Raw genomic sequence first — 24224 nt, forward strand, 5'->3', positions numbered from 1 at the left:
TCGCAGAGGTTATTTATATCCCATTTCTTTTGAAGTGGGATTTTTTTATTTAAAATATGACCCGTTGGACTAAATTATTTTTAACACATAGATAAAAGCCATTTATTTTACCGCAAAGTCCGCAAAAGATTTTTACGCAAAGTGCGCAAAGTTTTTTTAGAATCATTACAGTGTAAAAGTTCGCAAAACTATGTCTGCACAAAGCTTTGCGAACTTAAAATATCGATTAGGATTAGTCTCAAAATAAAAATGTCTTTGCGAACTTTGCGTTAATTTTTATACCCTTCAACAGGAAAGCAATTGTTTTTTTATCGAAATTTTTCGGTTACACTTAACAACTATTATCTTTATTCCAAAAAACAAAAAATGGATATTTCCAACATTCTTGATCGCATACACGAACTTCCTGAGCAGTCTAAATTGGCTCTGCAAAACAATGTCACAGAAATAGCTCTTGCTAAAGGACATATTTTGCTAAAAGCCAACAAAATAGAATCTAATATTTATTTTATAAAGAAAGGATTGGTCAGAGCTTATGTTGAAAGAGATAATGAGGTTACTTTCTGGTTTGGAAAAGAAGGCGAAACTGTTATTTCCATGAAAAGTTATGTCGAAGAACAACCTGGATATGAGACTATCGAACTTTTGGAAGATTGCGAATTGTATGAACTCAAAACAGAAAATCTTAGAAAACTCTTTAATGAAGATGTTCACATCGCCAATTGGGGCAGAAAATTTGCAGAAAAAGAATTGATCAAAACCGAAGAACGTTTGATTTCTAAACAATTCAAAAATGCTTCTGAACGCTATTTAGAATTAATGAAAGATCATCCCGAACTCTTGCAAAGAGTGCAATTAGGACATATCGCTTCTTATTTAGGCATTACACAAGTCAGTTTGAGCAGAATTCGTGCAGAATTAAAATAACAGTTAGAGCAAAATTATTTTAACACATAGAAACATAGCTTTTAGAAACTTTAAAGCGTTCCACTAATTTCCATACATAGTTATGTGTTAAAGCTTGTTTTTTTTTGTAATCTTAACCGCAACAATAAAATCTATGTCTCTATGTGTTAAATTTGGTTCCACTTAAGCCAATTCCAAAAAAAAAAGCTTTTTTTATCATTTGTTAATTTTTTTCTGAATTTCATAAAAGAACTTTGTACCACAAAATTTTAACTATATGAACTGGATTATTTTAATCATCGCAGGACTATTTGAAGTAGCATTCGCCTCATGTCTCGGAAAAGCAAAAGCAACAACAGGAACAGAAATGTACTATTGGTATATTGGTTTCTTTATATCATTAACCGTAAGTATGCTTTTATTAATGAAAGCGACAGAAACGCTTCCGCTAGGAACCGCTTATGCAGTTTGGACTGGAATTGGAGCTGTTGGAACTGTATTAGTCGGAATCTTTATTTTTAAAGAACCTGCAGCTTTCTGGAGATTATTTTTCTTAGCCACTTTAGTTGGTTCTATTGTTGGTTTAAAAGCGGTTTCTCACTAAAAATATATTTTACGATTATATTCAACTTTGTCAAAGTTCAGAACTTTGACAAAGTTTTTTTTTATTATTAAACACATAGAAACATAGATTTTTTCTTTATCTCAAAGGCAATCAAAAGAAACTTGTTTCTAACACATAGACATTAGCTATGTGATTTTTAGAAAAGAGAAACGCCTCTACTAAGTCCAACAAACTATGTTTCTATGTGTTTAAAAAGTATTTGCTCTACACTTTAATGCAATTTCAGCATCACATGATAAAAAAATAGCATTTTACATCATTATTCCCTATTCTATCTTTGTCAAAAAAATAAAGCCTAAAATTAAAAATGACATTCAGCCATTCCATTAAATCTTTTGACGAATTAACCAATCACGAAATGTACAATATGCTTCGTTTGAGAAGCGATGTATTTGTCGTTGAACAAAATTGCCCTTATCTCGATTTGGACAATAAAGATCAAAAAGGTTTTCATTTATTGTATTATGTCGATAACGAATTGGCAGGTGTCACCCGCTTGCTTCCAAAAGGAGTATCGTATGATGAAGTTTCTATTGGAAGAGTGGTAATTGCCAAATCGTATCGCGGATTAGGTTTGGGAGTAAAACTAATGGAAGCTTCGATTAAAGGTTGTGAGGAAAAATTTGGAAAAGGACCAATTCGAATCAGTGCGCAATACCATTTGTCGAAGTTCTATCAATCCTTGGGGTTTGTAGAACAGGGAGAAGTTTATGATGAAGATGGAATTCCGCATATTGGAATGCTGAGAGTTTAACGGTTTACGGGATAATCAATTTCAAAACATTGGCCAAAACAGGGTTATGATCTTCGGTTCTCCAATTGACATATAAATCGGTCTCTAAAGGTAACTTTATAAATCGGATTCCTGGAATTTCATGATAGACATACGAATCGGGTAAAATGGCGATTCCGAGTCCTTTTCGAACCAAAGCGATAATCGCAGAACCAAATTCAGAATAAAGATAAACCTCGGGAGCATTTTCGAAAGAATTGAACAACCTTCGGATAAGATCACTGTAACTGCTACCTTCGTCATTGGTCGGTAAAATAAACTTTTGAGAAGCAAGCGTTTCCTTGGTTAAATCGGCAGGTGTCTGATAAGGATGATCTTCTGGAACGACAATTGCCAAATAATCGGTTTGGATTTTTTGAGACTGAATATCTTTATCGGTATTAATATCTCTGGTAAAAGCCAGATCAATTTTATAATTGCGAAGAAAATCCTGCTGATTCTCGTATAAAACCTGAACTAGTTTGATTTTAAGCTTCGGAAAAGCATCTGAGATACGGGATAAGATTTCGGGCATAGCAGAAGCCGAAATAGAATCGGGATGAGAAATCGTAATCGTACCGCTCTCTCCCAACTGAATCTGGCGGGCAGATTGATGAATAAATTCCAATTTACTCAATTCTACCTCCCATTTTTCTTTTAAGAATTGGCCAGCGGCAGTCAGTTTAACATTGCGTTTGTTACGTTCAAACAACTGAACGCCCAGCTGATTCTCAAGAGACTGAATCTGACGGCTAAGTGCTGATTGTGTAATATTCATTTTTCCGGCAGTATTCCAGAAATGAAGTTCGCGGGCCAAAGCCAAAAAATATTTAATCTGCTGTAAATCCATTGATGCAATTTACGCATTTATCAAGAATAAAAAACAGCTTTTAACGCATTAAAGAAATAAAAAATGAACGATCTAAAAATAACTAAAGCCACGATTGATGACGTTTCAACACTTCAATCAATTGGCAGACAAACTTTTTTTGAAACTTTTGCCGATGTCAACAGCGAAGAAAACATGAAAAAATATCTGGACGAAAGCTTCGCTACAGAAAAATTGAGTGCTGAGTTGAAGAATCCGTCATCTTACTTCTATTTAGCGGTTTTAGAGCAAAAAGTGGTTGGTTATTTGAAATTGAATACTGCAGATGCTCAAACCGAAAAAGAAGATGTAAACGCCTTAGAAATAGAACGCATCTATGTGGCAAAAGAATTTCATGGCAAAAAAGTCGCCCAGGCATTATACGCTCAAGCAGAACAAACGGCTGAAGAAATAAAAGCTACGTACATGTGGTTGGGTGTTTGGGAAAAGAATTTCAGGGCTGTGAGTTTCTATACTAAAAATGGTTTCGTACAATTTGACACGCATATTTTCAGATTAGGCGACGACGAACAAACCGATTTAATGATGAAAAAAGTACTGAGTTAAAATGGAAAGAAGACAGCTTTTATTGTTTTTATTAATTCTTGGCACTGCATTTTGGGGAATCTCGTATTCTGTTACCAAAATGGCAATTGGCGAATATTCACTAAATGTATTTTTATTTTACCGTTTCCTGTTGGCTGTCGTGGTATTGAGTATTATTTTCTGGAAATATGTTAAAGACATCAATCGCGAAGCTATTAAAACAGGCCTTTTGCTTGCTGTTCCAATGTTTTTAGGCATTCAGCTGCAAACTGTTGGACTTAAATATACAGATGCTTCACAATGCTCTTTTATTGCGGGATTAACCGTTATTATTATTCCACTATTAAAACTGGCAATTTATAAAACCAATGCTTCTCTTAAAATCTGGATTGCTGCTTTAACGGCTTTAACCGGTTTATTTATTATTGCCATTCAGGATAAATTCACCATAAACTTCGGGGATTTATTTACCATTGCTGGTGCGTTTGCTTTTGCGGTTTATTTAATTGCTGTCGAAAAACATTCGGCTACCAAAAACCTCTTATATTCCATTGTGCCAATGTTTGCGTTTTGTGCGCTTTTTACTTTTTTAATAGCGTTGACAGATAGTTCATCAGAATGGTTTCCACAAAATAATACGTTCTGGATGGGCGTAATTTATTGTGCTTTATTTTCTACAGCTTTTATGTACACGGTTTCAAACGTTTCACAACGTTACTTATCGGCAGAACGTGTAGCGGTTATTTATTTGTTTGAACCTGTTTTTGGTGCAATTGGCGCTTTCTTTATTTTGGGCGAAAACCTAACTTGGCGTTTGCTTTTGGGCGGAACTTTAATTTTTGCTGGAACTATTATTTCTGAAGTCGATTTTAAAAGTGAAAAACTAAAACTGCTGATTAGAAAAAACTAATGCTTTTCTTGGTTTTAACACATAGAACCATAGCTGATTGGAGTTTATAAAGGCGCTTCACTTTTCTAAAAATCACATAGCTGTCTTGTAATCCCAAAGCTAAACTTTGGGCTAAGTTTAATATTTACTTTGAGCTCTACTTTTCGTAAACTTTGACAAAGTTCTCAAGCAGAAATGACATCTTTTATATCTATGTGTTAGAAACTAGTTTCTTTCAACTACCTTTTAGATAAAGAAAAAATCTATGTTTCTATGTGTTTAAACAAAAACTTCGACAAAGCATTAATCCTCAATCAAACTAATCTCAAAAACCGTTTTTCCATTTTCGTTTTTATGCGAAACATATCCGCCGTGCGCTTCAATAATATTTTTGGATAAAGTCAGGCCAATTCCCGCGCCTTCAGTTCTTGTAGTGAAAAACGGAAGAAATATTTTGTCCTCAATTTCTTTTTCAATCCCTTTTCCGCTATCTGAAACTTTTATAAAAATGCGATTGTTTTTGGCTTCTGCCGAAATCGAAATTTGTTTCAGATTGCTGTTTTCTAAAGCATTAATAGAATTCGTCAATAAATTAATCAACACTTGTTCAATCTGTTGCGAGTCGATATTTATCAAATAGTTTTGAGTAACAGAATTGGTAACTTCGATGTTGTTTTTTCTAAACAGCGGATTCATGACTTGAATACAGTTTTCAACCACCTGCTGCAATGCTGTTTTTTCTTTCTTAGGAGATGGAAGCATAGCCAGTTTTCGATACCCTTCAACAAATTTCTGCAAATGATCGCTTCGTCTCAACATTGTCTGCACACTGTGTTTGACATCTTCTAAATCTTCTGCCGAAAGCGAATCTTGCTCTACTAAATCTTCCAAATTCTGGCAAATAGAACGAATAGGCGTTATGGAATTTAACAATTCATGCGAAATCACTTTCATCAAATTGATCCAAGCATCCTTTTCTTTTTTTTCAACCACACTCTGAATCGAGTCGAGCAAAACAATAAAATAATCCTGTTCGAAAATTTCGGTTCGTGAAGCCTGTAAAACAAACGTCTGTTTACTTTGTTTGTTTATACTAAGCTCAATCGAAGTTTTGATTTCATGAAAATCATCTTTTTCGATAATTTCACACAAAGATGGCAGCTGATTCTTGAGGTATTTCCATTTTGAAACTTTAGGCACATTAAAATGGCTCGAAAAGTAATCATTCATTAAAAAAACACTCCAATCGCTCTCTTGCTTCTGCAAAATAATAACGCCCGATTCTATATTGTTTAAAATCGAACGGTAAATAATATCTCTCGTAACTTGCTCATTTTGTTTGTTTTTTAAGGTTTCATACAAAGTAAAAAGCTCGTTATACATACTATTGAATTTATGTTTAGAAAAATCAGAACTAAAATCATCCTGCAATATTGAAGAAATGGTTTTATTATAAATCAAAACCATATTTTTAACATAAAAATACATTTCTCTACTCAGCAGAAAAACCATGCAGAGGCTAAAAATTCCCGTAAAAAGCAAACCAATCTTAAAGAAATAAAGCGACAATTCGATGCCGATAACGATAAAAATTAATCGCAGAAAAAGGAGTTTATAAGTTTGTAAAGTCCTTAACATAACTAGTCGATATTGATATTAAATTTCTCCAAACGTCTGTACAGCGCGCCTCTTGAAAGCCCTAATTCTTCGGCTGTTTTACTGATATTGTTGTTGTTTTTAAGAAGTGCTTTTTCAACAGCAGCTTTTTCAACAGAAGAAAGCTGAATATCATCTGAATTTTCCTCGTAAGGTGTTATTGTTTCTAAATCCAGATCAGAAATCGTTATGGTGTTATTTTCGCAAAGAATTACAGCGCGTTCAATTTTATTTTCCATTTCGCGGATGTTTCCGTTCCAGGCATGTTTTTCAATCTGCTCCAAGACTTTTTTATCAAAAGTGATTTCGTCACGACTATATTTTTCAATCATTTTATCCAAAAGATATTCGGCAAGCGGAATCTTATCTTCGTGACGTTCTCTCAACGGAGGCAAAACGATTTCCATGGTATTGATGCGATAATACAAATCTTCACGAAAATTTTTATCAGCTACTTCTTGTTTTAGATTCAAATTGGTTGCAGTAATAATTCTAACATTCAAAGGTCTTGCTTTCGTTTCTCCCAATCTTGTTACGGTTTTGGTTTGAATCACTTGAAGTAGTTTTGATTGCAAATGAAGGGGCACATTCCCAATTTCATCCAAAAAAATAGTTCCGTTTTGCGCCATTTCAAAGCGTCCTGCTGTATCCGTTTTGGCATCGGTAAAAGCGCCTTTGGCATAACCAAACAATTCGCTTTCAAAAATATTCGAATTTAAAGAACCTAAATCGACTGCAATAAACGGCTGGTTTTTCCTTTCGGATTGTGTATGAATATGATGCGCGAGAACAAATTTTCCGGTTCCATTTTCACCTAAAATCAGAACATTAGCATCGGTTTTGGCGACTTTATCTGCCAGTGAATAGGCCTTTTTTATAATTTCAGAACTGCCGACAAAAAAGTCTTCTTTTAGCTCAACCTCTTTATTTTTCTTCTGTTCTTTTCGAGATTTATCTACGGCTTGTTTTACCGATTCTAAAAGCTTTTTATTTTCCCAAGGTTTTAGAATATAATCAAAAGCACCCGATTTTAAACCTTCGACAGCTGTTTCTACTTTTCCAAAAGCCGTCATAAGAATGACAACTGTTTTTGGCGAAAGCGTTTTGATTTCCCTCAAGAGATACAGCCCTTCTCTCCCATCTTCAAAACCTAATCTGTAATTCATGTCTAATAACACTACATCAATGGCATTTTTGGCCAATAATTCGACAATGTTTTTCGGATTATTGAGCGTATAAATGTTTTCAAAATACTTTTTCAAGTAGACTTTTGATGCAAAAAGAATGTCTTCCTGATCGTCGATGATTAAAATAGATGCGTTGGTCTTTTTCATTATTGTTCAGTTTTGGACGAAAGGTGTCCATTTATGGACAGTTTAGATTTTTATCAAAAAATAATCCCTTAAAAACAAGGCTTTTACAAGGTTTAATTTACTGGCACGAAAATCACATTAGAACTTGTAAATCATTAAGAATTAACCTCTTTAGGAAGTACAAATAACAAAATAAATAGCGATAAATTAAAAAAATTTTATCTTAATTTTCAGACTTGTTTCTGTCATTTCCGAAGGGCATAAAAATTTTAAAAGAAAATCAATCAAAAATTAAAACAGTCAAATTATGATTACCATTACAAAACTTTCGAAAGTATTTAGAACTGAGGAATTAGAAACCAAAGCATTGAGTGAAATTTCGTTAACCATTAATCAAGGAGATTTTGTTTCGATTATGGGACCTTCGGGAAGTGGAAAATCGACTTTATTGAATATTGTTGGACTTTTGGACAGCGCTTCAAGCGGAAGTTATAAGCTTCTAGATCAGGAAATGGTGGGTTTGAAGGAAAAACAAAAATCGCAAGCCAGAAAAGAAAACATCGGATTCATCTTCCAGAATTTCAACTTAATTGACGAATTATCAGTTTTTGACAACATCGAATTGCCTTTAATTTATAGCAATGTGCCTTCTGCCGAAAGAAAATCGCGAGTAAACGAAATGGCAAAAATTTTGGGAATCGCACACCGATTGAAGCATTTTCCGCAACAGCTTTCAGGCGGACAGCAGCAGCGTGTGGCCGTAGCAAGAGCTTTAATCAATAATCCGAAAATTATTTTGGCCGATGAGCCAACAGGAAACTTGGATAGCAGAAACGGAAACGAGGTTATGGAATTACTAACCGACCTTCATGCCAGCGGATCGACAATTTTGATGGTGACACACTCTGATTACGACGCTTCTTTTTCGCAAAAAACCATTTTCATGAAAGATGGTGCAATTCTTTCAGAAAAAGTAAATCATAGAAATGTTGATGTATTGGTAAATTCAAATTACTAGGGTCATGCTTAAAAACTGGACAAACATATTTATTTACCATATTAGGAACAACAAATTCTTTACAGTTCTAAACATATTAGGCTTAAGTATCGGAATTGCAGGTTTAATCTTTGCCATTCTATACTGGAATGACGAACACGCTTACGATAAGTGGAATCCTGAAAAGGATAAAATTTATAACGTAATGAATGATTTTGGCGGGGGAAATATCTGGACAACAAACTCTCCAATTCCTGGCCGAATGCTAAAAGAAACTACTTCTTATTTAGAGCAATATTGCTATTATAGACCGTATTATACAAAAGAAACGATTCAGTACAACGGAAAAATAGAATTGGTCGACAAAATCTTTTCGGCCGAAAGGAGCTTCTTTTCTTTTTTCCCTTTTGAGTTTATTCAGGGCAATGCCAAAACAGCTTTTAGCGATCGCAACAGCATGGTGCTTTCTAAAGAAACTGCTACGCGCATTTTTAAGAATGAAAATCCAATAGGCAAACAGGTAAAATATGCCGATCGAATTTTTGTTGTTCGCGGTGTTTACAAATTACCTGAAAAATCGTCGGTAATGCCAGCTGTAGTGACTCCCGTAGTTGAAGAAGAATTAGAAAAAAATAAAGAAAACTGGGGTTTCAATTACGGATTAATGCTTAAGCTGAAAAAACAAAGTGATACGACGGCTGTAATTCAAAATTTGGATAAAATATTTCTTGAAGACAACTATAAAAAACAGGCAAAAGCTGAAGGTTTATCTCTTGAACAATTTATAAAACAATATGGAGATCCCATAAAATCAAGGCTTCTTCCGCTTTCAAGGGCAAGACTTTTTCAAGGTAATTATGCGTTTCCTGAAAAAAATGGCAATTTACAGTTCTTGAAGATTGTAATGGGTTTATCAATCTTAATTTTAATTCTTTCGATTGTAAACTACATCAATATGGCAACTGCAAATGCGATAAAACGTGCCAAAGAAGTTGGAGTTCGCAAAATAATTGGCGCTTCAAAGTCTCAAATTATTGCTCAGTTTGTATTTGAAACCACACTAATGACGTTATTTTCTGTTCTGCTGGCCATGGTAATTGTTGAGCTTTCACTACCCTTCTACAATTCTTTTTTAGAAAAAAATCTAGTCCTAATCGGAGCTCAATTTTACTTTCAGCTGATTGTAGTTTTCTTTGCTGTAATATTGGTTTCCGGCGTTTTTCCAGCAGTCTACATTTCAAATTTTGAAACTCTGAAAGTTCTAAAAGGCAATTTTTCGAGAAGCAAAAACGGTGTCTGGATTCGTAACGGAATGCTTGTTTTACAGTTTTCTATTGCTACGCTTTTTATTATCGGGTCGTTTATTGTTTACAAACAGGTAAACTTTATGATGGAGAAGGATTTAGGTTTTAATGGATCTCAGGTTATGGATATTTCATTTAAACCGCAAAAAGGAAAAAATCAATATGAAAGGTATAAAGCAATTAAACAAGAACTTCTAAAAATTAAAGGCGTTGAAGGTGTTTCTGCTGGAATGTTTTCTATTGGAAGCAATGAGAATTCTTGGCAAGGGCTGCACTATAAAGCAAATAAAGAAGTGATTACGCAGCAATTGCCTATGGATTTCGGACAGCTCAACCTCTTAGGAATCAAAATATTAAAAGGAAGAGATTTGAATCCTGAACTGGCAACAGACAGCATCTCGAGCGCTTTATTGAATGAAACCGCGGCCAAAACCCTAATGGTAAAAGACCCTGTAAATCAAGACATCACATTTGGAGGACAGAAATTTAAAGTGGTAGGTATTGTCAAAAATTTCCATTACATCGGATTAGAATATAATGTTGCTCCAATGATCTTTTTTCATATTAAAGCGTTTGACTGGATGACAAATGATATGAGAAATATTACGGTCAAAATATCTCCAGACCAAATGCCCGAAACGATTGCAGCTATAGATAAATTCTGGAAATCTAAAGTAGATCAGGAATATCCGTTTGAGTATGATTTCGTAGATAAAAACTTCGCCAGAACCTATAAAAAATATCAAGATCAGAGAAATCTGTTTGCTCTGCTGAATGTGGTGGTCATATTAATTGCTGTTTTCGGATTGTTTGCTTTGGCTTCTTTTTCTATGGAAAGAAGACTGCGCGAAATTGCCATCAGAAAAACGCTTGGCGCTGAAACCAATACTTTGCTAAAAGAATTATCCAAACAGTATGTCGTTTTCTGCATAATTGGTTTCCTTATCGGAATTGTTCCTGCCTATTTATTAATGCAGAAATGGCTTGAAAACTTTGCTTCTCGAATTGAAATTCCGATACTGCCTTTTCTAGCAGCTTTTGTTTCGTTGTTATTTCTAACGCTGACGATTGTTTTAGCAAAAGCCTACCAAGTAACAAAAGTAGATGTGCTGCGATATTTAAAATATGAGTAATTAGTTTGAGTTTTTGTAAAAAGCTGTGCAAGTCTGAGCCCCTTGCGCAGCTTTTTTATTTTGATTAAGCGTAAAATCTTTTTAAAATTTTCTTGGCACTATCTGAAGCTACAATCAGTCCACCACTCATCATGATAATGTCTTTGAGAACCAAACGGCCTCCAACTGAAAGATACGGAAAACCAAACTGTGGCGTTGGAAAATCACCTCCCAAATTCGGAACGTAAACTTCTGGTGTAGTAATTAAAAATGATAAGGTTACAAATGCCATTCCGAATGTCAGAAGTCCGCCCACAAAGCCCATTTTAGGAAACCAGATGCCTAAAAGAACCAATAAACCTATTGTTACAATAACAATTCCTAATCCGTAAGAGAAAATGTATGTGCCGTTTTCTTCGTGCCATTTGATGTTTTTCTCAACCGTTTTACCTTCAACGTTTTTGTAAAGTGTGTAGGCTTTTACCGTTTTTCCGTCATCATTTACAATTTGTTTATCGGCATCTTTATAAAAGAAACTCATAAACGGACTATTCGCGACAAGCGGAACTATTCCGTCTGCTTCATATTTAAAGGCTTTTAATCCGCCAATCCAAGCCATTACAACAAATATGGCAATTCTTAAAAAGTGAATAAAGTTGTTTTGTCCATCAGCAATAAATCTTATAAATTTTTCCATTTTGATTATGTTTTAAATACATACCAAAATTACTTTACAGCTAACGGGATAAAAATGGACGTAAAGGAGTTTTCATGGACTATTTTGCCACGATAGAAATACCGACTTCTTTTCTAAATACTGTAGGCGAAATTCCAACACTTTTCTTGAAATAGCGGCTGAAATAGAATTCGTCTTCAAAATTAAGATCGTCTGCTATTTCTTTTATCGTTTTGGTTGTCAAATGCAGCAATTTCTTGGCTTCCAAAACAATTCGATCTTGAATAAGCTGAGAAGGTGATTTTCCAAAATGCTTTTTAATTCTTTTACTAAAAGTATTCACACTCAAATTGTATTTTGACGCATAAAAAGCAACTTCTTTTGCTTCTAGAAAATGCGTGTCTAACAAATGCTGAAACTTCAAAATATCAGCATTTCCTATAGATTCCTGAATTTGTGGTGACATTTTAAGTTGTTTTTCTTTGCTGCTTAAAGCTAGAATAACTTGCAAATAGGATTTTATAATCGAATTATCATAATCCAAATCAGAGTCTTCCACCCTTTTCATTCTTTCCATAATACTCGTAATTTCTTCGTAAATAAAATCGGAAACAGTTACAAAAGGTTCGCTGTAGATATCATTGAATAAAATTCCGTTGCATGCCACTTCTTTTTTATGATATTCAATGCAGTAAAAATCTCCGTGAAAACTTAGAATATTTACGAAAGACGCTGTCGAACTTTTCCATTGCAATAATTGATACGGCGTTAAAAACAAAAGACTCTTTCCTTTGCATTCATAATCAGTTAAATCGACAGAAAAAACAGCTTCTCCGTCAAACATTAGAATGTTGTAATAAGGCTCGTTGATTTCCTTTTGAAGAAAAGAAGATTGCTGCAGTTCGATTTTCATATTACTAAATTACGGTTTGTTTCTTTTGTTTCTCCAAAAAAACTAAACCGTATAAGTTTAGCTTTTTTATTCTTTTTTGGTAAATCCTTTTCTTGTCATTTCACCCCAGCCTTTTGTACCCATAATTTTTTCTTTATACCCGACCAAAGCCGCATAAACAGTAAGCGGATGAAAGTAAAACGGTTCGACAAATGCAGCCATTAAAAGCTTGAAAAAATCGGCTTGTTTTGGGTATTTATGATAGGTTTTTTCTTCACTGTATAAAGCGATCACAGAAAACAAAACTGCAAACGAATACACAAAAAACAATAGCAAGAAGAAAAAATGCCAATTCAACAGACCGAATATTATAAATACAGCAGTGATTATTAAACCAATAAATTCTATCCCAGGCGCTAGAAATTCGAACAAAGTCCAATACGGCACGCTTAACATTCCTAGTAATTTATATTTTGGATTAAGAAACATTCTGCGATGAATGCTTAATGTTTCTATTGTACCTCTCATCCAGCGAGAGCGCTGTTTTTTGAATATTTTGAAATCCTCAGGTGCTTCTGTCCAACAAAGAGGATCTGGAATGTAACTTACAGAATAAGGCAGTTTATTATCCAGCATATAACGGCGCATTCTTACTATAAGTTCCATATCTTCTCCGACCGTTTTGGTGCTGTAACCACCAGAAAGTATGGCTATTTCTTTGTCAAAAGCGCCAAAAGCACCGCTAATCAGCAATAATCCGTCTAGTTTTCCCCAAGCCATTCTTCCTAAAAGGAAAGCTCTCAGATACTCTAAAACCTGAATTCTTGACAACATTACATCTGGTACATTTACTTCGACCAAGCGTCCATTTTTTATCACACACTGATTAGCGATTCGCACCACCCCACCAGTAGCAATAATACGTTTTCCGTACGACTCTAAAAATGGCTTTGCGAGTTTTAAAAGCGAATCTTTATCTAGAATACAATCGACATCAATACAAACCACATAGGGGTTTTGAGCAATATTAAGTCCAACGTTTAGTGCATCTGCTTTTCCGCCATTTTCTTTATCAACAACAATCAGTTTTTTGAAAGCTGCATTTCTAGAAGTATAAATTCCTCTAATCTTTTTGGTTTCAATTTGTGGATGAAAGTCTAAATCGGTTAAAACCAAATCGTAGGTTTTGGTTAAGATTTCCATCGAATTGTCTTTGCTTCCATCGTTTACCACGATGACCTGATAATTATTATAATTCAGAGAAAGTAGAGATTTTACATTTTCTTCGATGGTTAGACCTTCATTGTAAGCGGGCGCAATAAGCGAAAGTTTTGGTGCAAACTCGCTGGTTAAGAGCACATCATAATCAACAAAACTGTTTCGTTTGAGATATTTTCTAAGCTCTTTTGTAGAAATATAAGCCAGCATTAAATAAGAAGACATAATTAGTATGGCGTAACCAAGAATCAGGAGTATGTATACATCCAAAAACCACGTTATTTCAGTATTAAAAAAAGTCATTTTCTTATAAGATTATGCTGTTAAGGTCTGTAAAAGACTCTGTGCTTTGTATTTAATTACCGTGTTTGAAGTATTGTCTGCTAACTGAACTACATAAGGAAGTTTCTGTGTTAGTTTAAGTTCTTTTATAAGTTTTAATCCAAGCGCAATTACAGTGGTGTTTTGCGATTCTAACAAATGTTCAATTCCTTCTCTATCGCCAACATCATGTTTTTTGAAAGCGCCAATAATATTCAGCTGCATCCAATCGTCTATGGGATCTAAATGGTCTACCAAATATTTTATACTCTCAGTACCTTCAAGTTTTATAGCGGCATTTAATGCCACAATCTTTAGTGTTTTTTTTCTCGCTTTAGAGTAAGCAATAATCTGATCGAATGCTTCTTTAATATTAAATTCTGCCAATTCAGTAATTCCTTTGCATTTTACTTCCCATTTCAAGCTTTTAAGCTTTCGGAACGAAGATTTTATTAATCCCGAATCTTTATAAAACTGTTCCAATTTCTGAGCATAAATTCCTTCGTAGTTTTTATGCAGATTAATAAGGGATTCCATTAAAACTTCTCTAAAAAAAGGCGTGTCAAAAAGCACAAGAAAATTTTTGTCTTTTTTTACTTCAGCAAAAGAAATATTCTCAAAAATGACAGCCGATAATACTTTATCTATCACAACACTGTATTCTTTGCTAAGACGTTCTTTTTTGATTTTACCATTTCTGCTGGCTACTATAATAAGATACAGAATAAGTGAACCCGCTAAGAACAGATAAATGGAGAAAGTAAGAAAAGGCACTTCCCACTGGCCGTTTTTATATAGTTCCCAGAATTCTGTCATCTTAAAAACGTTTTGTTACAATTAACTGTACATTAAACTTATTTCTGTATTCGCTAGGAATATATTCCTCATATTCATAAAGGAAAATCGGGCGCACAAAAAACGAATCCCCAAAACGATGCTGATATTGAAGTCCGACACGATAAGCTTTTAATGGCTGTGTAAAACTATTGTAGAGATACAGATATGGAACATTTCCGTATTGCAATTCCAATCTTATTAGGCGTTCTTTTTCTTCATTTACGCGCTGTACGCTTAAAACATGAGAAAAAAGTTCGTTCGAAATATCATAATAAGGTCTGTAGGCAAAAGTATAAATTCCTGCATTATAGGCAACTTGTCCTGTAAGCAGCGTAATGTCGTCTGTATCAAAGTGCATAAATCTTGCTCCAAGCGAAAAATCAAACTTTTTCTGTGGAGCAAAATAATATTCCAAACCACCTTTTGCTACAGGAAATATGGTTTTTCCTGTTGATACTCCAGCATTTGCATACAAATAACTTTTGTTTGAAAAGGTCTGATAAAAATCGGTTTCAAAAAGCATTTGGGTTTCGCTGCCGATATTTCCAATATTTGCCCTTCCTACGATTGCCGATTTGCTGAATTTATGCGAATACTCAACATATCCGTAATGAAATGGCTGCTGACCTGGATCTGATGTCGAGATATTTAAATAGGAAGCCGAAACTGTATTTTTTGCTTTACGTCCAATAAGTGTACGTATTCCACTAAAGGCTTGAGTACTATTATCAATGTAAGATGCTTTATCTATTAAATCTAATGCCTCCTGATCACGGTTTAGTTTTTCCAGACAAGTGGCTTTAATTTTCAAAACCTCAACCGATTTTGGATCAATAGCAAGATATTTATCACAATACAAAATGCATTTTTCATAATCTTCTGTCCAGAAATAAACGTTTATAAGCGCTTGCAGTGCCTCAGGATTCGGATTGCTTCTGTCTGCCATTGGAGACAAAATGTTTATCGCCGATTTATAGTATTTTTTCCAGCTGTAAATTCGTCCTGTGTATGTTTGTATATCTTCATTTTCAGGATATTTGGCACGCAGAGGCTCAATAATCGATAGTGCTTTATCGTAATTTTCTTTTTCAACCTCGCGCTTCGCTTTTGCCAGAGCTTCATCTATATTGATTTCTTGGCCCATTGCAATTGAGGAAATAAAAAGCAGGAAAATAGAATAATATACCAACTTCATCATATTCGAGTCTTTAGCAGTTTATTAATCCTCACTAAAAGCACAGCCGGACTTACAGGCTTAGCAATAAATTCGTTTGCTCCAATGTCAAAAGAATCAAGCTCTGTCTGCTCAACACCCGAAGAAGTTAATATAATGACAGGAATATCAGATTTAAGGTTCTCTCTAACATGCTGGGTAATTTCCATCCCGCTTATTCCTGGCATATTTATGTCGGTCAATATCAAATCATAGTTTTCTTTTTCGATCGCCTCTAGCGCCTCTTTACCATCAGAAAACTGGTCAACATTAAATCCTTTAGACTCTAAGAAAAAAGACAACGATTTGCGTAGGATATCATTATCTTCGGCTACAATAATTCTCATTTTTTAATTTTTTCTCTTTGGGACAAACTAAATCATATTCATTATTACTATAAAACTACAGTATATTTCCGTTATATCATAACTCTTTTAAAATTTTAACGACTTCCTCAATTCCACAACTGAAAATATTCATTTTATCTAAAACGTCTGCCGTAAATTTACCATATGACGCTTCTTCCTCAATAATTGACAGGCAATTGCTCAAATCCTGCAACATAAAAATATCCATGCTTGATTTCATATTATGCGCCAGTTTCCTTACGTTGTCGTAATCAGTTTCCTTAAATGCTTCTTCTAACTGTGCCACTTGATTCGGAATTTTTTCAATAAAAAGATTAATCATATCTTTTTTAAATTCTGGATCGTTTCCAGACATTTCATCTAGAAAAGACATATCAATAATTCTCTTATGATGCGCATCAGCGTCTGGTGACATTACCGTTTTTATGGCTTTTAAAAGAACGGACTGTTTAAACGGTTTTGGCACATAAGCATTCATTCCTACTTTGTAGCATCGCTCCTGCTCTCCTACCAGAGAATGTGCTGTCATGGCAATAATCGGAATGGCGGAATTCATTTCATTTCTAATATATTCTGTGGTTTGGTAGCCATCTTTAACGGGCATTTGTAAATCCATTAAAACCAGATCATATTCATTTTGAGACAAAAGTTCGATGCCTTCTTCACCGTTTTGTGCAATATCCAAATCAAAACCAAAATTATTAATTACGCTTTTTGCAAGCTTTTGGTTTAAAACATTATCTTCGCAGAGCAATATTTTAAGATTTCCCAAATCATTATTAGAAACAGTTTTGACTTCTGCTTCCCTAGCGTTTGATTTTTTATATGACAGGGTAAAGAAAAATTCCGAACCACGGTGTAAGGTACTTTTTACATGAACTTCTCCTTTCTGAAGTTCGACTAGCTGTTTTACTATATTCAATCCGAGTCCAGTGCCTCCAAATGTTCGCGTTGTGCTTTCCTCACCTTGCGTAAACCTTTCAAAAATAGTTTCGAGCTTATCTTTTGCGATTCCAATCCCAGTATCTTTAATAGAAAATTTAAACGAATAACTGTCTTCGGTTTCCTCAATTTTCTTTACCGAAACGGTCACTTCTCCTTCATTTGTAAACTTCAGCGCATTTCCAATGAGATTTACCAATATCTGATTGAGCCTTCCTTGATCTCCAATCACCATGTCTGGCAATTCAGCATCAAGAAAAAGATTAAACTCAACTTCCTTCTGCACTTTTACTTTCAGCAAACTATAAACGTGTCTGAGGGTTTTCTTCAAATTAAATGGCTCGGATTCGATTGGTAAATTTCCAGACTCCATTTTTGAAAGATCCAGAATATCATTTACTATCAAAAGTAAATTTTCGCCAGCAATTTGGACATTTCCTATATAATCACGCTGTGTATCATCGAGTTCTGTTTGTGCCAGCAGATCTGTAAAACCAATAATTGCATTAAGAGGCGTCCTAATTTCATGACTCATATTGGCCAAAAAACTATCTCTTGCCAAAACCGCTCGTTCTGCGATTTTTCGTTGCGTGTACAATTGATTGTTTTTTGTGCTTAATTCCAATGAAGTAATAACATGTTTGGCCACAATAGAAAGTGCATTACGCTGATTTTCATTCAATACTTTGGCCTCATGATCAATAGCACATAATGTTCCAATATTATACCCGTCTGGCGTTGTAAGCGGTACCCCTGCATAAAATCGTATATTAAAACCTCCAGTAACGTTAGGATCATCTTTAAAACGATCATTAAGTAAGGTATCGTTTATTTCTGTCATTTTAGAGTCCAAGATGGTATACTGGCAAAAACTGATTTCACGCGGCACTTCAGAAACGCCTATTCCAATCTCCGATTTAAACCATTGCCTGTTTTCATCAATAAAAGAGATATGCGCAATTGGCACGCCGCAAATATAGGCTACAAGTTTTGTTGCATCGTCAAAAGCATCATCTGGAAGCGTATCAAGTATATTATAGCGTTTTAGAGCTGCTAAACGCTGTAGTTCGTTTTCTGGAATGGGGTAATTATTATTCATTTCTTTGGCGCAGTAAAAAGTATAAAGATAAAGCAAAATAGTCTAAAACCCTTGTCCAGCATAGAGTTTATTATAAAATTATATCCACAAAGACTTAAGTATTACGGTTTGGATTACTTATTTATTCTTTTTTCAATTTTCTATTATCAAATTTATGTTACAATTTAAGAATACTGTTTAATTCCAATATTGTCATTCCTTCAGGAAGCGCTTTGGGTGCTTTTACTAGTTTTTCGGCTAAAAATGAGGTTGCAATTGGTTTCAGATTTTTAAAAAGCCCTATCGCATTAAAGAATTTTATTATTTTAACTGAAATCTTTTCGCCCAAACGATCTGTATTCTCACGAATTAGAGGTCCAGGTCTAAAAATAATATATTGAGAAAAATGAAGCTCTTGGAGGTATTCTTCTAGTTTTCCTTTCATCATAGAATAATATACACTGCTTTTGGCTGAGGCTCCGTACGAAGAAACTAATACCAAAGATTTTACCTTATTTTGTTTTGCAACAGCTGCAAATTCGGCCGGAATATCATAATCGATTTTCCATTGTTTTTCTTTTGAACCTGCATCTTTCAGGGTGGTTCCCAAACAAGAAAAAAGAACGTCTCCATAAATTACGTTCTGAAATGAAGCTACATTTGAAAAATCAACAATATGTTCTGTGAGTTTTGGATGTGATTTTTCTATTGGACGTCTTACAAAAACGGAAACTGCTTCGTAATCATTATTTTCCAATAGCAGGTTAACTAGCTCTTTTCCTGTAGCGCCCGTAGCTCCAATTACTAATGCTTTCATGATTTTAGAAATTTTGTATCGTAAATATAAGGATCTTTTTAAAAAACTTCTACCGATATTCCTCTGAAGCATTCGGAAAATTCCCTTTCAAATGTTTTTTAAAACCTAAAAAATAGACTAGCACAACGTATAGTTTCTCTAACTTCAAATTAGAATTTTTAATTTTTTAATCATGATTTACCATCTGGCGAAAAAGCAATAATTCTCCATCACTATTTTTTTTCCAAACATTTATGCTTTTTCCTTTTACATTTCCGTTTTTTTCGCCGTCACGCCAATCAACGTTATAAAAGCCAAATTCTACAATGGCTTTTTGGGCATAAATGATATTTGAAGTTTGAATAGAAATCTGTTCAATACGCAATGTGCCAGGCTTTTCGTGTTCTGTAAAATAGGTTGTAATCTCTTTTTCGCCAGAAAGAATCGGAGTATAATAAGTCAAATACATGGCATCTGGCATAAACATTTTGGCATGCTCTGCTCCTTGCCTATTCCGAACTAATTCTTTAATTCTATTATTTCTTTCTTTTACTTCTAAAGTTAATTTGTCAGTCGGAATATATTCTTTCGTCGGCGGCACTGCGGTATCGTCTATATTCGGAATATTTTTATCATCAAAATAACTTGCCGAACCCCAAATTTCTGCGGCAATTGTTGGAGGCAGGCTCCTATTGGAAGACTTTTTCCATAAAACTGAATATTTTCCAGAATACGAAAACGGATTCTGTCCGTTTACATTTAAGTTTTCAGCGAAAGTTCCAATCTCTAAAACGTAATTGCCGAGGTCTTGCAATTCTAAAATAGTTCTTTGGTAAGCACTGACTTTTGCCTGTGCCAGCCATTGTTTGTAGAAATCTCGAATAGTTTCTTTACCCACTCGCTGCCTGCTGTGTTCCGGCATAAATAGGGTTTGATCGGTATAAGATTTTACCAAATCTTCTTGTTTTCCATTTATAAAAGCGGTGGCAAAAGAAGCATTATAATCTTCAATCTGCTTCTTTATAGCAGAATCTGCTTTGTTTTCTTGAGCAAAAATACCAATTGTCAAAAAAAGAAAGGCTAAACTAAACTTGATCATAGCATATTTGTTTTGGTTACACACAAATATACAATATTGATATTCAGTATTTTAAAAACAACAAAAAGGATTCAAAAACCACTTTGCAATAAGTCCATTTTTTATTAGAAAGCCTAAAACGGAAAAGTTAATTTTTAGAAAAATAACCATTTATAAGACAATAATTGGTTTTATAAAATGTTTATATATAAAAGATCATGATGCATCTAATTTTTTTAAATCAATACCACACAAGATTAAATAGTATAAAAACATGAAAAAAATATTTTTGATAATTGCCTTTGCTTCTTTTTCAATGCACAGTTTTGCTCAGGAATTGGATAATAAATTCAAATCAATTCCAGCAAAAAAATCTCCTGTAAAAGAAGTTATTCCTCCAGCAGAAGCTGCTCCCAAAGAAAACCCGCCTGCGCCTATCGAGAAGCCAGCTCCATTGCAGGTTAATCCAGACGAATTATTTAAAAACACTAATCTTTATAAGCCAGAAGCCAACGTTGAGGGAATATTTTATAGAAGAAATCAGTTTTTAGGCAATTTCAACACTACTGCCGTTACTTCTACTATAATGTACCGAGATGCAGCTTTTGTAGACGGAGATAAAGTAAAAGTATATTTGAACGATAAAGTTATTGAACCTGAAGTCTTTTTGAACGGCGATTTTAAAAGTGTCAAAATAAATTTGGAAAAAGGAATCAATAAAATTGATATTGAAGCCTTAAACGAAGGTTTTGCTTCTCCAAATACAGCCGAATTTAAGGTTTATGACGATAAAGGCCAAGTTATTTCGTCAAGCGAATGGAATGTTGGTACGGGTTATAAGGCTGTTATTGTTTTAGTTAAAGAATAAAAAAAGAATAAAAAAATTGTAATAAATCATAAAAAACACTTAAAACTGCTGGGTTAAGCAGTTTTTTGCTTGTATATATGTAGTTAACTACGTAGTTTTGTACTTATATTTTAATTTTAAAATGCTATGCAGATTAAATCTATACAGAATGAGTACGAAAATGAAATCGTAGATCTCATATTAAACATTCAGCAAAAAGAATTCAATGTACCAATAACTTTAGCAGATCAGCCAGATTTATTAGATATCCAAAACTTTTATTTCAAATCGGGCGGTACATTTTTAGGCGCTTTTATTGACGGAAAGTTGGTTGGCACAATTGCTTTGGTAAAATTTAATCCAGAAGCTGCAGCCATCAGAAAAATGTTTGTCAAGAAAGAATTCAGAGGAAAAGAATTTCAAATTGCCCAGCAATTATTGGAGCAATTAATTGAATATAGCAAAGAAAACGGAATTAAAAACTTATATTTAGGAACGGTTTCTTTATTGCAAGCTGCTTTGCGCTTTTATGAAAAGAACAGCTTTGCAACAATACCAAAAGAAGCGCTTCCTGCTGATTTTCCATTAATGAAACCTGACAATGTTTTTTGCCATTTAATACTAAATCCATAACAATGAATATAATTGACGAAATAGGCATTTTGGCCATATCAACACGTTTGCAGCGTCTGAGCGAGCAATTGCGCAAAGACGGCGCACAGATTTACAGTTATTTTAATATTGATTTTGAACCAAAATGGTTTCCCGTAATTTACACGCTACATGTAAAAGAAATGCTGAGTGTGGTTGAAATTGCTAGCGAAATTGGCTACAGCCATCCTTCGACGATCAGTTTATTAAAAGAATTGGAAAAAGAGAAAATCATCAGCTCTAAAAAAGACAAACAAGACGAACGCAAGAGATTGATCATTTTGACAGCAAAAGGAAAAGAACTGGTTTCTAAAATGCAACCCGTTTGGAGCATTATGACAAAAGCATTGAACGAAATTACCAACACTCAAAACAATCTTTTACGAGCAATTGAAGAAGCAGAACAGAATTTAACTCGTCAGGGATTTTTTCAAAAAGCCATTGAAATAAAAAGCAAAGACTAATCTTTGCCTGTAATTTTCTTTCTATGGTTATGCCCCCATTTTGCAAGAGAATCAATAACCTCTTTTAAGGTATGTCCGTATTCTGTTAACTCATACTCAACCGTAACAGGCTGTGTATTGAGAACAGTTCTCGTTACCAGCTGATTTTCTTCAAGGTTTTTCAATTCCCTGCTCAGCATTTTCCCAGAAATGCCTTCCACTTCTCGCAATAAGTCGGTAAATCTCAATGTATTGAAGCATAGTGATGCTATAATAGAAATTTTCCATCTTCCGTTTAAAATATACATGGCGTCATGGACTGCCATAATATGCTGATTGCACGATTTTTTATCGTGTATGGGTTCTTTTATCATATTATATTAGTAGGTTACCTCTATGTTACAGTTACTTTTGGTAATCTTATGACAAAAATACACTTAAAGTTTTTACATTTGAATACAATTTTAATCAATTAAAAAAAATGGCCTTAATAGATGCACTAAAGTGGCGTTATGCTACAAAAAAAATGAACGGACAAGCTGTTCCACAAGAAAAAGTAGATTATATTCTGGAAGCTGCAAAACTGGCACCTTCTTCTTCTGGTTTACAACCTTATAAAATCTTTGTCATTACAAACCAAGAGCTTAAAGAAAAGCTAAGAGCAGTAAGTTTTGATCAAAGCCAAGTTACAGACGCTTCTCACGTTTTGGTTTGGGCTGCTTGGGATGGTTACAGTTTAGAGAAAATTTCTGCCGTATTTGACAAAACCATTGCTGAAAGAGGAATTCCTGCTGATGCAATGGATGAATACAAGCAAAGACTTTGGGGAATGTATGAGCCTCTAGGTCAGGAATGGCATGCTAACCATGCAGCAAAACAAGCTTATATTTCGTTTGGTATTGCAATCGCTGCCGCGGCTGAACAGCAAGTAGACGCAACTCCAATGGAAGGTTTTATTCCGTCTGAAGTAGACAAACTTTTAGGTTTAAACGAACTTGGTTTAAAAAGTGTGTTAGTTTTACCTCTTGGTTATAGAGATGATGCAAATGACTGGTTGGTAAACTTGAAAAAAGTAAGAACTGCTCAAGAAGAATTTATAACAGTAATTAAGTAAAAAATTAATTTTTGCTTAAAAGAAAATGCTTTTGAAAGGTACACCAGTACTTTTTTCAAAAGCATTTTTAGTTTAATTATTTCATTTTCAATCCAAAACGAAATCCAGTTTAAAAAACAAAAAACCAATTTTATCAGACTTATGTTATTTTTTAATTATTGTATAAAAAAAGGTACGCAATGCGGATAATTAAATAATATTGTATCCCTAATTTTGCTTTTATCCAAAACTATTCAATCTTATTTACAACAACTAAAATTCTAAAATTATGTCTGATTTTTTAACTCAATTTGGGGAAGACCTAAAAAAGAACGTCCCAGGGTTCATCGCAGTTTCTGTAGCTGAAATTGCAAGCGGCATGTCATACTATTCTCAATCTGTAGTAGCAGATTTTGATCCTGAATTAGCATCGGCTTATAATCTAGAAGTGGTAAAAGCAAAAATGAATGCTATTAAAGCTTTAGGATTAAAAGACCAGGTAATTGACAACATCATGATAACGCTAAGTTCTCAGATTCACATCATTGATGTATCTGACAATCAGGAATACTTTATTTACCTGGCTGTAGATTCTACAAAAGCTAATTTAGGTATGACAAAATCTATCCTTAATAAATACAAAAAAGAAATAGTAGCTAAATTATAACACAATTTTACCTTTGTAAAGAGGAATATTCGAGAACGGATATTCCTCTTTATTTTTTATACAAATTGTTATTCGTTTCTTTTTAAAATATTTTATATTTCGAAATGTAAATAATG

Annotated in this window: 25 protein-coding genes; 12 read left to right on the top strand and 13 right to left on the bottom strand. The window is 34.1% G+C overall.

The features are described from left to right. Positions 1–366 precede the first annotated feature (366 nt). The 3 genes from BLP44_RS10125 (at position 367) to BLP44_RS10135 (ending at position 2285) form a co-directional block, all read left to right on the top strand. Complete coding sequence (locus BLP44_RS10125; RefSeq protein ID WP_066035241.1) at positions 367–927, top strand: Crp/Fnr family transcriptional regulator; 561 nt, start codon at positions 367–369, stop codon at positions 925–927. Between the two features lie 256 nt (positions 928–1183). Next, entirely contained in the window at positions 1184–1510 is a 327-nt protein-coding gene (locus tag BLP44_RS10130) for a DMT family transporter (protein ID WP_091132458.1), read from the top strand. 328 nt (positions 1511–1838) lie between these two features. Then, complete coding sequence (locus tag BLP44_RS10135; RefSeq protein WP_091132461.1) at positions 1839–2285, top strand: GNAT family N-acetyltransferase; 447 nt, start codon at positions 1839–1841, stop codon at positions 2283–2285. A gap of 4 nt (positions 2286–2289) precedes the next feature. On the opposite strand, the gene BLP44_RS10140 is transcribed toward BLP44_RS10135, so the two are convergent. Then, a complete protein-coding gene (locus tag BLP44_RS10140; protein WP_008463386.1) occupies positions 2290–3153 on the bottom strand; it encodes a LysR family transcriptional regulator in 864 nt (287 codons plus the stop codon). A gap of 63 nt (positions 3154–3216) precedes the next feature. Between BLP44_RS10140 and BLP44_RS10145 the strand changes: the two genes are divergently transcribed. Both BLP44_RS10145 and BLP44_RS10150 read left to right on the top strand, forming a co-directional pair. Further along, positions 3217–3738 carry a GNAT family N-acetyltransferase gene (locus tag BLP44_RS10145; RefSeq protein WP_091132464.1) on the top strand — a complete coding sequence of 174 codons (522 nt, stop codon included), beginning with the start codon at positions 3217–3219 and terminating at the stop codon, positions 3736–3738. 1 nt (position 3739) lies between these two features. Then, the gene (locus tag BLP44_RS10150) at positions 3740–4627 is read left to right on the top strand and encodes a DMT family transporter (RefSeq protein WP_091132468.1); all 888 of its coding nucleotides are present in this window, start codon (positions 3740–3742) and stop codon (positions 4625–4627) included. 282 nt (positions 4628–4909) lie between these two features. Here BLP44_RS10150 and BLP44_RS10155 read toward each other — a convergent pair whose 3' ends face one another. Further along, a complete protein-coding gene (locus tag BLP44_RS10155) occupies positions 4910–6244 on the bottom strand; it encodes a sensor histidine kinase (protein ID WP_091132473.1) in 1335 nt (444 codons plus the stop codon). Positions 6245–6246: 2 nt separating this feature from the next. Continuing rightward, the gene (locus BLP44_RS10160; protein WP_091132476.1) at positions 6247–7596 is read right to left on the bottom strand and encodes a sigma-54-dependent transcriptional regulator; all 1350 of its coding nucleotides are present in this window, start codon (positions 7594–7596) and stop codon (positions 6247–6249) included. A 286-nt stretch (positions 7597–7882) separates the two neighbouring features. On the opposite strand from BLP44_RS10160, the gene BLP44_RS10165 reads away from it, so the two are divergent. Beyond that, positions 7883–8593, top strand: coding sequence for an ABC transporter ATP-binding protein (locus BLP44_RS10165; protein ID WP_091132479.1), 711 nt, complete (start codon positions 7883–7885; stop codon positions 8591–8593). Between the two features lie 4 nt (positions 8594–8597). Next, a complete protein-coding gene (locus BLP44_RS10170) occupies positions 8598–11009 on the top strand; it encodes an ABC transporter permease (RefSeq protein ID WP_091132483.1) in 2412 nt (803 codons plus the stop codon). A 64-nt stretch (positions 11010–11073) separates the two neighbouring features. Here BLP44_RS10170 and BLP44_RS10175 read toward each other — a convergent pair whose 3' ends face one another. The 9 genes from BLP44_RS10175 to BLP44_RS10215 form a co-directional block, all read right to left on the bottom strand. After that, entirely contained in the window at positions 11074–11685 is a 612-nt protein-coding gene (locus BLP44_RS10175; RefSeq protein WP_091132484.1) for a DUF417 family protein, read from the bottom strand. 79 nt (positions 11686–11764) lie between these two features. Then, positions 11765–12577, bottom strand: a complete 813-nt coding sequence (locus BLP44_RS10180) for an AraC family transcriptional regulator (RefSeq protein ID WP_066034908.1) — start codon at positions 12575–12577, stop codon at positions 11765–11767. A gap of 66 nt (positions 12578–12643) precedes the next feature. Further along, complete coding sequence (locus BLP44_RS10185; protein WP_066034909.1) at positions 12644–14077, bottom strand: glycosyltransferase family 2 protein; 1434 nt, start codon at positions 14075–14077, stop codon at positions 12644–12646. 12 nt (positions 14078–14089) lie between these two features. Next, entirely contained in the window at positions 14090–14911 is an 822-nt protein-coding gene (locus BLP44_RS10190; protein ID WP_091132487.1) for a hypothetical protein, read from the bottom strand. 1 nt (position 14912) lies between these two features. Then, on the bottom strand, positions 14913–16130 hold the full coding sequence (locus tag BLP44_RS10195; protein WP_244511733.1) for a YaiO family outer membrane beta-barrel protein: 1218 nt from the start codon (positions 16128–16130) through the stop codon (positions 14913–14915). Beyond that, positions 16127–16492 carry a response regulator transcription factor gene (locus BLP44_RS10200; RefSeq protein WP_008463369.1) on the bottom strand — a complete coding sequence of 122 codons (366 nt, stop codon included), beginning with the start codon at positions 16490–16492 and terminating at the stop codon, positions 16127–16129. Before BLP44_RS10200 ends, BLP44_RS10195 begins: the two co-directional genes overlap by 4 nt. 76 nt (positions 16493–16568) lie before the next feature. Continuing rightward, positions 16569–18554, bottom strand: a complete 1986-nt coding sequence (locus BLP44_RS10205) for a GAF domain-containing hybrid sensor histidine kinase/response regulator (protein ID WP_091132490.1) — start codon at positions 18552–18554, stop codon at positions 16569–16571. 157 nt (positions 18555–18711) lie between these two features. After that, positions 18712–19350 (bottom strand): NAD(P)H-binding protein, encoded by a 639-nt coding sequence (locus BLP44_RS10210; RefSeq protein ID WP_008463366.1) that lies wholly within the window; start codon positions 19348–19350, stop codon positions 18712–18714. 166 nt (positions 19351–19516) lie between these two features. Beyond that, a complete protein-coding gene (locus BLP44_RS10215; protein WP_091132494.1) occupies positions 19517–20428 on the bottom strand; it encodes a YybH family protein in 912 nt (303 codons plus the stop codon). Positions 20429–20681: 253 nt separating this feature from the next. On the opposite strand from BLP44_RS10215, the gene BLP44_RS10220 reads away from it, so the two are divergent. The 3 genes from BLP44_RS10220 (at position 20682) to BLP44_RS10230 (ending at position 22369) form a co-directional block, all read left to right on the top strand. After that, positions 20682–21275 (top strand): hypothetical protein, encoded by a 594-nt coding sequence (locus BLP44_RS10220; protein WP_008463364.1) that lies wholly within the window; start codon positions 20682–20684, stop codon positions 21273–21275. A gap of 126 nt (positions 21276–21401) precedes the next feature. After that, positions 21402–21887, top strand: coding sequence for a GNAT family N-acetyltransferase (locus BLP44_RS10225; protein ID WP_091132497.1), 486 nt, complete (start codon positions 21402–21404; stop codon positions 21885–21887). A gap of 2 nt (positions 21888–21889) precedes the next feature. Continuing rightward, positions 21890–22369, top strand: a complete 480-nt coding sequence (locus BLP44_RS10230; RefSeq protein ID WP_008463362.1) for a MarR family winged helix-turn-helix transcriptional regulator — start codon at positions 21890–21892, stop codon at positions 22367–22369. On the opposite strand, the gene BLP44_RS10235 is transcribed toward BLP44_RS10230, so the two are convergent. Then, the gene (locus tag BLP44_RS10235; protein WP_035690806.1) at positions 22366–22722 is read right to left on the bottom strand and encodes a winged helix-turn-helix transcriptional regulator; all 357 of its coding nucleotides are present in this window, start codon (positions 22720–22722) and stop codon (positions 22366–22368) included. The genes BLP44_RS10230 and BLP44_RS10235 overlap by 4 nt on opposite strands. Before the next feature lie 107 nt (positions 22723–22829). Between BLP44_RS10235 and BLP44_RS10240 the strand changes: the two genes are divergently transcribed. Both BLP44_RS10240 and BLP44_RS10245 read left to right on the top strand, forming a co-directional pair. Further along, the gene (locus BLP44_RS10240; RefSeq protein ID WP_008463360.1) at positions 22830–23462 is read left to right on the top strand and encodes a nitroreductase family protein; all 633 of its coding nucleotides are present in this window, start codon (positions 22830–22832) and stop codon (positions 23460–23462) included. A 268-nt stretch (positions 23463–23730) separates the two neighbouring features. Next, a complete protein-coding gene (locus BLP44_RS10245; RefSeq protein WP_008463358.1) occupies positions 23731–24108 on the top strand; it encodes a hypothetical protein in 378 nt (125 codons plus the stop codon). The last annotated feature ends 116 nt before the right edge of the window (positions 24109–24224 follow it).

The sequence above is a fragment of the Flavobacterium anhuiense genome (assembly GCF_900101855.1).
Classification (GTDB): Bacteria; Bacteroidota; Bacteroidia; order Flavobacteriales; family Flavobacteriaceae; genus Flavobacterium; species Flavobacterium anhuiense.

Coding starts and splice junctions, on each gene's coding strand:
- BLP44_RS10125 (WP_066035241.1), top strand. CDS start 367: ATGGATATTTCCAACATTCTTGATCGCATACACGAACTTCCTGAGCAG.
- BLP44_RS10130 (WP_091132458.1), top strand. CDS start 1,184: ATGAACTGGATTATTTTAATCATCGCAGGACTATTTGAAGTAGCATTC.
- BLP44_RS10135 (WP_091132461.1), top strand. CDS start 1,839: ATGACATTCAGCCATTCCATTAAATCTTTTGACGAATTAACCAATCAC.
- BLP44_RS10140 (WP_008463386.1), bottom strand. CDS start 3,153: ATGGATTTACAGCAGATTAAATATTTTTTGGCTTTGGCCCGCGAACTT.
- BLP44_RS10145 (WP_091132464.1), top strand. CDS start 3,217: ATGAACGATCTAAAAATAACTAAAGCCACGATTGATGACGTTTCAACA.
- BLP44_RS10150 (WP_091132468.1), top strand. CDS start 3,740: ATGGAAAGAAGACAGCTTTTATTGTTTTTATTAATTCTTGGCACTGCA.
- BLP44_RS10155 (WP_091132473.1), bottom strand. CDS start 6,244: ATGTTAAGGACTTTACAAACTTATAAACTCCTTTTTCTGCGATTAATT.
- BLP44_RS10160 (WP_091132476.1), bottom strand. CDS start 7,596: ATGAAAAAGACCAACGCATCTATTTTAATCATCGACGATCAGGAAGAC.
- BLP44_RS10165 (WP_091132479.1), top strand. CDS start 7,883: ATGATTACCATTACAAAACTTTCGAAAGTATTTAGAACTGAGGAATTA.
- BLP44_RS10170 (WP_091132483.1), top strand. CDS start 8,598: ATGCTTAAAAACTGGACAAACATATTTATTTACCATATTAGGAACAAC.
- BLP44_RS10175 (WP_091132484.1), bottom strand. CDS start 11,685: ATGGAAAAATTTATAAGATTTATTGCTGATGGACAAAACAACTTTATT.
- BLP44_RS10180 (WP_066034908.1), bottom strand. CDS start 12,577: ATGAAAATCGAACTGCAGCAATCTTCTTTTCTTCAAAAGGAAATCAAC.
- BLP44_RS10185 (WP_066034909.1), bottom strand. CDS start 14,077: ATGACTTTTTTTAATACTGAAATAACGTGGTTTTTGGATGTATACATA.
- BLP44_RS10190 (WP_091132487.1), bottom strand. CDS start 14,911: ATGACAGAATTCTGGGAACTATATAAAAACGGCCAGTGGGAAGTGCCT.
- BLP44_RS10195 (WP_244511733.1), bottom strand. CDS start 16,130: ATGATGAAGTTGGTATATTATTCTATTTTCCTGCTTTTTATTTCCTCA.
- BLP44_RS10200 (WP_008463369.1), bottom strand. CDS start 16,492: ATGAGAATTATTGTAGCCGAAGATAATGATATCCTACGCAAATCGTTG.
- BLP44_RS10205 (WP_091132490.1), bottom strand. CDS start 18,554: ATGAATAATAATTACCCCATTCCAGAAAACGAACTACAGCGTTTAGCA.
- BLP44_RS10210 (WP_008463366.1), bottom strand. CDS start 19,350: ATGAAAGCATTAGTAATTGGAGCTACGGGCGCTACAGGAAAAGAGCTA.
- BLP44_RS10215 (WP_091132494.1), bottom strand. CDS start 20,428: ATGATCAAGTTTAGTTTAGCCTTTCTTTTTTTGACAATTGGTATTTTT.
- BLP44_RS10220 (WP_008463364.1), top strand. CDS start 20,682: ATGAAAAAAATATTTTTGATAATTGCCTTTGCTTCTTTTTCAATGCAC.
- BLP44_RS10225 (WP_091132497.1), top strand. CDS start 21,402: ATGCAGATTAAATCTATACAGAATGAGTACGAAAATGAAATCGTAGAT.
- BLP44_RS10230 (WP_008463362.1), top strand. CDS start 21,890: ATGAATATAATTGACGAAATAGGCATTTTGGCCATATCAACACGTTTG.
- BLP44_RS10235 (WP_035690806.1), bottom strand. CDS start 22,722: ATGATAAAAGAACCCATACACGATAAAAAATCGTGCAATCAGCATATT.
- BLP44_RS10240 (WP_008463360.1), top strand. CDS start 22,830: ATGGCCTTAATAGATGCACTAAAGTGGCGTTATGCTACAAAAAAAATG.
- BLP44_RS10245 (WP_008463358.1), top strand. CDS start 23,731: ATGTCTGATTTTTTAACTCAATTTGGGGAAGACCTAAAAAAGAACGTC.